The following is a 1202-nucleotide window of genomic DNA, read 5'->3' as shown; positions in this document are numbered from 1 at the left end:
CTGACCTTTCGCTCACCAAAAATTTGCGAATGGTAAAAGTATAAATATAAGGATGCTAAATTAAGCTGTTTTTAGACGGTTTAATTCCTCTAAAGCAGCATTTAGCATCCTTAGTCTCAATTTTGCTAAAAGGGCAAAATGATTTAAACGTTCTTTGATTTTAAGTCTTTCTAATTCTATGTACGCTAACATAGAAGCAAAAATGTGGTTCTTCTGTGTAACCTCCATTTTCGTTGGAGATTTGCTCAAAAGCGTATTCTGTTTAAGTGATTTGTGTAATTCCTCTACTTTCCATCTTTTTTGATAGGTCGTAGTGATCTGATTATAATCTGCATCGAGTTCATTGGTCACTAGATATAATACACCTTCAGAATAATCTTTGTTTTTAAAGATTTGCTTTACGAGTCTTACAGGGAAATCTAACCCCTTAATATAGACTTCAAGCACTTCTTCTTTATTGATATCTAGAGAAGAAACCTGTACAAATTTACCTGCATATTTGTCTTCTTTACTTAAAGCTACACGTCTATTTTTCTTTAAAGGACAGACAAAATATTTCTTGAAACGTTTATGAATCTGTTTCATATTATCATTTGAAGAGAACCAAGTATCAAATAGTATATATTTGAATTTTAGCTGATTATCATACAAAAGAGTCGATAACTTCTCAATAACAAGTTCATTTTTGGTCTTGGTACTTTTATATTTTGTTTTACCTTCTTTATCTATAAACTCTTGATCCTTCACAATTACTTCAAAACCTACAGGACAATTTACTGTAGTGTCATCTTTTAAAGTGGTGGATAAAAGAAAATTCAAGATATTGATACCTTTAATAGACTTGCCTTTGGTATGATCAAAATGATAGTTTACAATAGTGTTTATTGAACTATGAGGTTTTTCGGAAATCGTATCGTCAATAGAAATAACGGAATCTTCAGTTTCTATTTTTCGAGCAAATGGTTTAACTGATTTCCAAAAAGTTTTACAATCCATGTCAGGATCTGCTAGCATATCACTGATATAATCATGCTTCATCAAATTACCTGTTGATGCAGATAGACCGGTAGCTGTGGCTTGGTGGTCCTCGGCGATTAAATAATCTCTATATAGTTCAAATGCATCAAGTCTTTTCATAGGAGAAAGATCGGCTTTCTGTCAAAGAAATGAAAATTCAAAATTTTAAAAGAGCGATAGCTCAG

General features: G+C 31.9%; 1 protein-coding gene. It reads right to left on the bottom strand.

From position 1 onward, the window contains the following. Positions 1 to 60: 60 nt before the first annotated feature. A complete protein-coding gene (locus tag IC221_RS29175; RefSeq protein ID WP_188172311.1) occupies positions 61 to 1137 on the bottom strand; it encodes a transposase in 1077 nt (358 codons plus the stop codon). Between the last annotated feature and the right edge of the window lie 65 nt (positions 1138 to 1202).

It is taken from the genome of Flammeovirga sp. EKP202, from assembly GCF_014534745.1.
Taxonomy (GTDB): Bacteria; Bacteroidota; Bacteroidia; order Cytophagales; family Flammeovirgaceae; genus Flammeovirga.
This window is presented reverse-complemented; position numbering and strand designations above follow the sequence as displayed.

Coding starts and splice junctions, on each gene's coding strand:
- IC221_RS29175 (WP_188172311.1), bottom strand. CDS start 1,137: ATGAAAAGACTTGATGCATTTGAACTATATAGAGATTATTTAATCGCC.